General features: G+C 32.3%; 7 protein-coding genes and 1 rRNA gene. 1 reads left to right on the top strand and 7 read right to left on the bottom strand.

Going from position 1 to position 8,484, the window contains the following annotated elements; all coding sequences use genetic code 11:
* Positions 1-258: 258 nt before the first annotated feature.
* Genes JG780_RS09675 through JG780_RS09645 form a run of 7 tightly spaced genes read right to left on the bottom strand, consistent with a single transcriptional unit; the run spans position 259 to position 7,761 of the window.
* Positions 259-804, bottom strand: coding sequence for a nitroreductase family protein (locus JG780_RS09675; RefSeq protein WP_287570374.1), 546 nt, complete (start codon positions 802-804; stop codon positions 259-261).
* Positions 805-809: 5 nt separating this feature from the next.
* The gene (locus JG780_RS09670; protein ID WP_287570372.1) at positions 810-3,131 is read right to left on the bottom strand and encodes a homocysteine S-methyltransferase family protein; all 2,322 of its coding nucleotides are present in this window, start codon (positions 3,129-3,131) and stop codon (positions 810-812) included.
* Positions 3,132-3,134: 3 nt separating this feature from the next.
* Complete coding sequence (locus JG780_RS09665) at positions 3,135-3,680, bottom strand: methionine synthase (protein ID WP_012579998.1); 546 nt, start codon at positions 3,678-3,680, stop codon at positions 3,135-3,137.
* Between the two features lie 11 nt (positions 3,681-3,691).
* On the bottom strand, positions 3,692-4,609 hold the full coding sequence (locus tag JG780_RS09660) for a methylenetetrahydrofolate reductase (protein WP_114703064.1): 918 nt from the start codon (positions 4,607-4,609) through the stop codon (positions 3,692-3,694).
* A gap of 4 nt (positions 4,610-4,613) precedes the next feature.
* Positions 4,614-5,309 carry a UPF0280 family protein gene (locus tag JG780_RS09655; protein WP_287570369.1) on the bottom strand — a complete coding sequence of 232 codons (696 nt, stop codon included), beginning with the start codon at positions 5,307-5,309 and terminating at the stop codon, positions 4,614-4,616.
* The gene (locus JG780_RS09650; RefSeq protein WP_004101196.1) at positions 5,306-6,604 is read right to left on the bottom strand and encodes a homocysteine biosynthesis protein; all 1,299 of its coding nucleotides are present in this window, start codon (positions 6,602-6,604) and stop codon (positions 5,306-5,308) included. The genes JG780_RS09655 and JG780_RS09650 overlap by 4 nt, the downstream gene beginning before the upstream one ends.
* Positions 6,601-7,761 (bottom strand): amino acid kinase family protein, encoded by a 1,161-nt coding sequence (locus tag JG780_RS09645; protein ID WP_287570366.1) that lies wholly within the window; start codon positions 7,759-7,761, stop codon positions 6,601-6,603. The genes JG780_RS09650 and JG780_RS09645 overlap by 4 nt, the downstream gene beginning before the upstream one ends.
* Before the next feature lie 366 nt (positions 7,762-8,127).
* On the opposite strand from JG780_RS09645, the gene JG780_RS09640 reads away from it, so the two are divergent.
* Positions 8,128-8,484, top strand: a 16S ribosomal RNA gene (locus JG780_RS09640); the annotation flags it as partial.

The raw sequence follows: 8,484 nt of genomic DNA, 5'->3' as shown, positions 1-8,484 counted from the left end.
ACTATACCATCTTCATCCATTATTTGCTCTATGTTAGCGGAAGTAATTTCATACATTCCGTTGAAATACCATTGTATATATCCGCTAATAAAAAGCTGTATGATAATAATTGCAATGATAGAAATAATAGTTAAAAGTATATATTTTGCAATTTTCATTTGTTCACCCCCCGACAAGCAAATTATATCATACAAGAAAAATAAAGACAATATATGAAATAAATCCCCCCGTTGAAATTCTTTGGGGGGATTTCTAATGTTAAATTTTGTTATATGATATTATTTCGTTTAAGTCTTTTCTTTTTAGTTTTGGTTTTGGGTCATTTCCATATCCTACTGGTATAATAACTTCCAGTTTATAAGTTGAAAAGTTAAAATCTTGAGGATTTGGTGGCGTATATGTAAGACTTGAGAGTCCTTTTTCTTCAAGTGCTAAAAGTAGATATCCGACAGATATCCAAGTGGATTCTTTTGAGAATGGAAATCTTTTGTCTGAATAGACTAAAATTAAATAAGGAGCCTCTGTTAGAAAGCTTTTTTGCCAAGTTATATTATATTCATTAAGAAAATCTTTTAGTTTTCCTTTAGATTTTTCATAGAATATTTTTTCTTTTTCTTCCACAGATTTTCTAATCTTTTCTTTTAGTTTTTCATCATCGACTATCACAAAATGCCACGGTTGACTGTTCATACCTGATGGTGCTTCTTTTGCTACGTTTATAGCATATTTTATATCTTCAATATTTACCTTTTCATTTAAAAATATTCTTGTAGTTTTTCTTTTCTTTGCAAGATCAAAAATCACTTTTATCACCTCTTTAATATTTTTTTGGAGAGTTTAAGTCCTTCACTTGCATTTTTTGCATAGTATACACCAAAATTCTCTGCAATTTCCTTATTTAATGATGCTCCACCGGCAATTATCGGAATTTTTACACCTTCTTTTTCGAGTAAGTCTTTTACTTCTTTTATCCTTCCTATAGTTGTTGTCATCATAGCAGAAAGCCCTAGTATATCTGGTTTGTGTTTTTTTACCTCCTCTAAGATTTTTGAAGGTGGTACATCTTTTCCAAGATCAATTACGTTGAATCCAGAACTTTTAAATAATGTTGCAACAATCTTTTTACCAATATCGTGAACATCGCCTTCAACTGTTGCAACAATTATTGTGCCTATCTTTTGCTTGTCATTTTTTTCAAGGAGTGAGTTTAAGTATTCAAAGACAGGAGTTACTGTTTCAGCAGCAAGTATAAGGTGTGGAAGGTATATAACACCTTTTGAATATAACTCTCCAATGTGTTCCATAGCTTTTGAAAGAATATTTTGACTTATTTGAAGAGGAGAATATTCTTCAAGTAATTTTTCAATTTCTTGTTTTAGCTCTTTATCTTTCTTTTTAAGGATCATTTCAACAAGAGGATCTTCTTTTAGAATTTCTTGTTTTGCAAGTTCTTTTCCCTTTAGTACAAGTGTTCCAAAAATAGCGTTCATTGTACATTTTTCACTTGTATTTAATATAGCTGCATTGAGCCCTTTGTCTAAGCATAGTGTAAGAAAAGAAGCATTTAAAGCCTCTCTATTTGGCATTCCAAAACTTAAATTTGAAAGTCCAACGGATGTCATTAGACCTTCTTTTGATAATAATTCTATAGTTTCAACTGTGACTTTTGGATCTTTTTTTGCACCAACTGGAAGAACAAGTGGATCAACTAAGATTCGATTGCGTTCTATTCCGTTTTTTTCAAGGTATTCTACAGCTTCTTTTGCAATTTCAAATCTTTCTTTTGCAGTTTCAGGAATTTTATCTTTCATTGTAAGAAGAACAAGCATTCCTCCGTATCTTTTTAGTAGATATATTGCATTGTCTAGTTTTTCCTTTTTGGCTGTAGAAGAATTTATTATTGGTCTTCCAACGTATTCTTTTAAAGCTTCTTCCATAAATTCAAACTCTTGTATATCAAGGGAAAGAGGTAGACTTCCAATTTTGTCAAGGGTATTAACAACAAGGTTAAAATGTGATTTGTCAAGCAGTTTTTCTATTCCAAGATTTACATCTAAAACATGAGCACCTTCTTGTTCTTGCATAGACGAAAGTTCAACAATTTTACTAAAATCTTTGTTCTTTATTTTTTCCTGGAATTTCTTTTTACCTGCTGCATTAATTCTTTCGCCAATGATTAAAAATGGGGAGATCTTTTGCAATTTTGTTCTACTTGAGACAAATTCTTCAGCTATAATTTTTCTTATTTTGGGTTTTCTATTCTTTAAAAATTCAACCATTAATCTTATGTGCTCTGGTGAAGTTCCACAGCATCCTCCTACAATATTTGCACCTACCTCCACAAAATCTTCCATGTAAATTGCAAACTTTTCTGGAGAGGTTTTGTATACAATACTTCCATCTCTTTGAAGTTTGGGTTTTCCTGCGTTTGGTTCTACACTAATTGGTTTTTTAGAGTATTGAGCTAGTTTTTTAAAAACTGATAATAATTTTTCGGGTTCTAATGTACAGTTTATTCCAATAACATCTACATCTAAATCGTTTAGTAAGGTTGCAAAAATCTCGACACTTGTTCCTGTGACAGCTTTTGAGTTTTCTTCAAAAGTCATTTGAGCAATTATTGGTATATCTTGTGAAAGATCCCTGAGTGCAAGAATTGCGGCTTTTAACTCTTTTAAATCAGACATTGTTTCTATTATAAAGCCATCAACGCCTGCATTTAATAGTATCTCCCCTTGTTCTCTGAAAACATCGTATGCTTCGTCAAATGAAATCTCACCTAATGGTTCTATTAAAAATCCAGTTGATGAAATATCACCTAAAACATAGACATTTTTTTGTCCCGCTGCTTGTTTGGCAATTTTAACAGCATTATAGTTTATATCTTTTATGTTATAGCTAACTTTTAACGATTTTAGTTTAAGTCTATTTGCACTGAATGTGTTAGTAAGTAGAAAATCCACACCTGCATCAACATATGCTTTTTGAAGATCAAATACCATTTCTTTATCTGTAATGTTTAGAGTTTCAATAACACCTTTAAATCCCTTTTTAAAAAACTCTGTGCCATATGCACCGTCGAGAAAGTAAATTCTTTCATTAAGCATTTGTAGAAATTCTTTTCTATTCAACTTTTACCACCATCCTATCATACATGTTGTTGTTTTTCTTGGGATCATAATACCACTTTCTAAGACCTTTATTTTATCCACTTTTAATAAATTAATGATAGTTCTATTTTCTCTAATGTCTACATCCTCATATCCTGGAGAAAACCTCATTGTCCCATCTTTGTATTTTTTTCTTAACTTTTTATCAAAATTATCATTTAATGTTTCAAGAGCTTCTGAACCCCACGCATCAAGAATCATTCCAGAAAATACTTCTCCATTTTCTGTGTAATGTTCTATTTTTTTATCTATTTCTTCCCCAAGTGTGGAGACAAAAAGCGTCATTTTTTTAACACCTTTAAATTTTTCTGGAATTATACTTTTTGGTAATTCTTCTATGTTAAATGTTTCATACCAGATAGTTGGAGATGATAAAGAAAGACCTTCAAGGTAAAGATCGTTTATCTTTTTGATTAATTCTTCGTCAAGTTTTTCATATCTTGTAGATGCTCTTGCAACGACTATTTTCTTTTTAGGCATATATTCAAATTTTTCGGGGATATAAATCACATGAATTCCTCCTATATGTGCTTTAATATTTCTACAATTGCATCGGTATTGCTCATTGTAAAAAAGTGTATTCCTGGGACATTATTTTCTTTTAGTTTTTCAATTAATTTTATGGTATATTTTACGCCTGTCCAGAATTCTTCTTTTGGGGTTCTTGCATTATCTAGTTTTTCAATCAATTCTTCAGGAATATCTACATAAAAAGTTCCAGGTATTTTTAATGCGCTTTTGTAGCTTAGAATAGGTTTAAGGCCAGGTATAACTTTTACGGTTATTCCTTCATTCCTTAAAAGTTTGACAAAATTAAAATACTTTTCTATATCAAAGAACATTTGAGTTATTACAAACTGTGCTCCTGCTTCTATCTTCCTCTTTAAGTATTTTATATCAGTTTTTAGATTTGGAGATTCATAATGTTTTTCTGGATATCCTGCAACACCAATACAAAAATTTGTTTTTTTGGCTGTTTGATACAAGTATTTTCCTTTATTCATATCGGAAATTTGTTGGACAAGCTGGTAAGCATAATCATACTGCCATTCTTTTTTTATTACATTTTTCTTTTTATCTCCACGAATAACAAATACATTATCGATTCCAAGAAAATCTAGATCAATTAATAATTCCTCAAGCTCAAATTTGCTGTTTCCGATACAGGTGAGATGCGGGACTACATCTACATTGTATCTCATCTTTAATGCAGCAACAATTCCCATTGTTCCTGGCCTTTTAACCTTTGGAAGTTTAAGAATCTGGCCATCTATTTCATAGTATTCAAGTTCTGGAGGATGCTTGGTTACACTTATAAATGCTGGATTGTATGGCATTATTTTGTCTATTGCTTTATATAGATTATCTGCACTATGCCCTCTAAGTGGCGGTATTACTTCAATTGAAATAAAAAAGTCTTTGATTTGAGATATTTTCATTTTTTCATCCCCTTACGTTATGTATAGCCTTTATGATTATATTTTTATCTATTGTAACGATTATATCTTGGATTTCTTCAAATTTTCTTGAAAGTAAATTTTTTGCATCATGTACATTTTTAATTTTATTAGATATTGCGGTAGCATATGCATCAGCAAGGGCAGGGTCACTGCATACAACTGTAGTTGTATCTGTTTTGCCAAAATTTTTTGAATGTCCAATTTTTCTTGAAGATGTTGCAATCCCGAACTCTCCAGGAGGTAGATCAAGATATAAATTTGTTTTAGTTGAAAGTATCATTATAGTTGTTGGCTCATGTGAATAAATATATAAATCTCCACCATTTTCTACTAAAAGTTTTTTTGGATTTACTAGCTTTTTAATATATTGTCCAATGTGTTTTGCAAAAGCACCTGCAACAGCCGCCATTGGTCCAACATTTGCCTTTTTTGAAGCTTTAAGCATATCTTTTGCTACTTTTGGAGCATTCTCATCAAATGCAATTGGTTTTAAAGATGCAAGGAAAGTTTTTGTTGCATATTCTTCCAGTTCTTTTCTCAAGAAAACAAGATAGTTGTAAGCTAGAACCGAAAGTCCTGTTTCTTTTTTGTCTAATGCAATCCAAAGATCGCTTTCTTTGTACTTTATTGAAAAAGAAAAAAGATTGTTTCCCATGAAGTTTCTATAAAACCTTTTCAATTTATCAGCCCCCATGGAAGCTCTATTCCAACGGGGCATACATCACTACAAAGTCCGCAATTTGTACAATTTGTTCTTTCGAACTTTACTGTGTCATTTTCTATGTATAAAGCATTACAGTATCCTGTACACAAACCGCAATTTACACATTCGTTTTTTATGACTTTTTCTTGCTTAGTACTTTTTGTGTTTAATTTTTTGTAATCAGATTTTGATGGTAGAGAGGCGACTGGTTTTGTAAGGAAAAATTCTTTGTTTAAAATTTGTTTTTTTAGTTCATTTGCAATTTTTCTTGATACATTCATGCTGGTAATAGGAGCAGTTTTTACATATTTACCATTTAACTCAATTTTACCACTTTTTAATTCTTGATAAGTTACTTCTCTTATTATAGGTTTATCATGTTTTGAGTAATCTCTTACTGCTGTTATGAGCTCTGAGTTTGATCGTGTTACATAATAGGCTATCTCTTCATCTAGTATAGGAATAGGTATACCAATTCCTATAAATATAGTAACTCCATATCCTTTAAATTTTGCTGCTCTAATATATTCTCTTGACATTTCTTTTGCGTTTCCAATTACTGCAAGAGTTCTAGAAGGATTTTTTGGGATATCTTCTGTACTTGGATTATACTGTGTTCCTTGCCAGACAACGTATCCTTGAGTTCCTCCAAAGAATATTCTAGTGCCTATTCCTATTGTTTTTAACTTTGGATCTTTTAAAAGTGGGCTTAACTCTCCTGAAGTAGCATAAGTGACATTTGAATAATTTGGGAGTAATTTTCCCATATATGTATATATAGTTTTATTAGAACCATTTGTAGCAGCCGAGTAGTTTTGGTATACGTTTCTTGGATTAAAGAAATAGAATTCATTTATTATGTCTTTATTTATGTAACCTTCTATTTTTTTTCTGGGATAGCAATCTGTTCCTTTTGCATTGGCAGATAAAAATACATCCTGACCAGAGATTAGTTTTTCAATGACGTAAGAACCGCCAATTCCATCTTCTTGAGTTGCGCCCAAGAATCCATCAACAGCAGCAAGGCCTGCATGAACTGTGACTCCATCTAACTTTATTTCTTCCATTCTCATTGGAGGTGTTGTGTGGCCGAAGTTGAAGAAAACACCGGATGAACACATTGGTGAAAAGGTCCCAGTGGTTACAACGTCAACGTTTTCATATACGTACTTTACACCTTTTTCTTTTGAGAGTTTTACAGCTTCTTCCGCTGTTAAAACTACTACTTTACCTTTTTCAATTTTTTCGTTGATTTCTTCAAAACTTCTCATATAACCCCCTCCCTTGCAAATAAGATGTTGTGTATAACATTTAGAATGTTTTTAAGATTTTTATTTTCTACAAGGAGAATTAAAAAATTTTTCGCGTCTTTAAGTAACCAAAAGTTAAATTTGTGAAAGTAGAGGCTATTTAAGATAAGGAGTTTTTTTCCAATGTCTAAATCTCCACCTACAAGTATGAGCGACAAGTTTTCTTTTATAGTTATTGTTGAAAAGTTATCCTTTATACTTTCAAATTTTTCTTTTTCTATTATTACGTTTGCATTATTTTGGAATATATCTATGTACTTTACATTTTTTGGTATTTTTTTCAACTTTCCATTTATAAATAAGAGATCTTTTAGGAAACTTATTGATAAAACTCCAACGTTAGTTTCGTTTCCTATAATAGTAGATCCACTTTTATCTAATCCCTTTATTATTATTGGAATATTTTTAGATTTTGCAGGAGCAATTGCTTTATATTGAATAATCTTTGCACCAAAGTAGGAAAGAAGCTCAGCTATTTCATATGAGATTTTTGTAATTGGGAAAGGATTTTTAACAAGTTTAGGATCACAAGTGAAGAGTTGACTTACATCTTTATATAGAGTTACATTTTCGGCGTCTAATATGTTTGCCAAAGCTGTCGCTGTATAATCACTTCCACCTCGTCCAAGAGTTTTTATTTTTCCATTGTGTATAGCATAAAAACCCGGGACAATATAAATTTTTTTCTCTTTAAAGTATGATTTTATACTTCTTTTGAGTTCTATTTTTTCACTATTTTTTGTTAGGTTAAGTTCTATTTCTTCGGGTAGTTTTTCTTCAACGTTGAAACCTTCCTTTTCTAAAAATAATTTAAGTGCGAGAGAATTACATCTTTCGCCGTGGGAGATTATTTTTTCATAGTCTTTTTCATTTAAAATTTCATACACTCTTTCTTTTAATTTTTCTGATTCAAAACCCATTTGACTAGCAAGTTTTTGATAGATATTTTCAAGAAGCTTTTTGTTAATTTGATTGTTTAAAAGTAAATCTGTGACTCCATATGGTGCTGAGACAACTATTACTAGGTTGTCTTGTTCGAGTAATGGTGGTACTTTTAAAAAGGAGTTTTTTTCTTTAAAAATGGAACCACCAAGTTTAATAACTTTCAAAAATAACACCCCCTTATTTAAAATAAAAAAAGGCGGCCAGTTTTTACTGACCGCCTTTTTGCTATTAGTTAATTCCTACTAATTAAAACCTATACAGCAAAAGATAATGGCGGCCAGTTTTTCCACATGCCGCACATTATCATCATATTTACATTTAAGAAGGATTTATTAAGCATTGAAGTTTGATTTTTAAAGATAATTTTTTGCAATTTTCTTCCCCCTTTTGATGAGATTTTAACAAATAATTTTTGTTTGTCAAGGCAATACAAACGTGGTAAATTAGAAGACGCGTTGGGAGAGGGGTCATTGAAAAATGGATAGCAGTCCTGGAGAAGAAGAGTCAGAGGAAAATCTGAAATGGGTGTTGAATAGACATTCATGGAGGGTTTGATCCTGGCTCAGGGTGAACGCTGGCGGCGTGCCTTACACATGCAAGTCGAGCGAAGCTGCTGGTGGAATCCTTTCGGGGAGGAAGCCAGTAGACTGAGCGGCGGACGGGTGAGTAACGCGTAGGTGACCTACCCCTCAGAGGGGGATAACTGGGGGAAACCTCAGCTAATACCCCATACGTTCCTACCTATAAGCAGGTAGGAAGAAAGGGAGCAATAGCTCTGCTGAGGGAGGGGCCTGCGACCCATCAGGTAGTTGGTGAGGTAACGGCTCACCAAGCCTACGACGGGTAGCCGGTCTGAGAGGATGGCCGGCCACAAGGGCACTGAGACACGGGCCCTA

It is taken from the genome of Thermosipho sp. (in: thermotogales) (assembly GCF_020054775.1).
In the GTDB taxonomy this organism is placed as follows: domain Bacteria; phylum Thermotogota; class Thermotogae; order Thermotogales; family Fervidobacteriaceae; genus Thermosipho; species Thermosipho africanus.
The sequence above is the reverse complement of the archived record's forward strand: the minus strand, read 5'-3'. Positions and strand labels throughout refer to the sequence as shown.

Coding starts and splice junctions, on each gene's coding strand:
- JG780_RS09650 (WP_004101196.1), bottom strand. CDS start 6,604: ATGAGAAGTTTTGAAGAAATCAACGAAAAAATTGAAAAAGGTAAAGTA.
- JG780_RS09660 (WP_114703064.1), bottom strand. CDS start 4,609: ATGAAAATATCTCAAATCAAAGACTTTTTTATTTCAATTGAAGTAATA.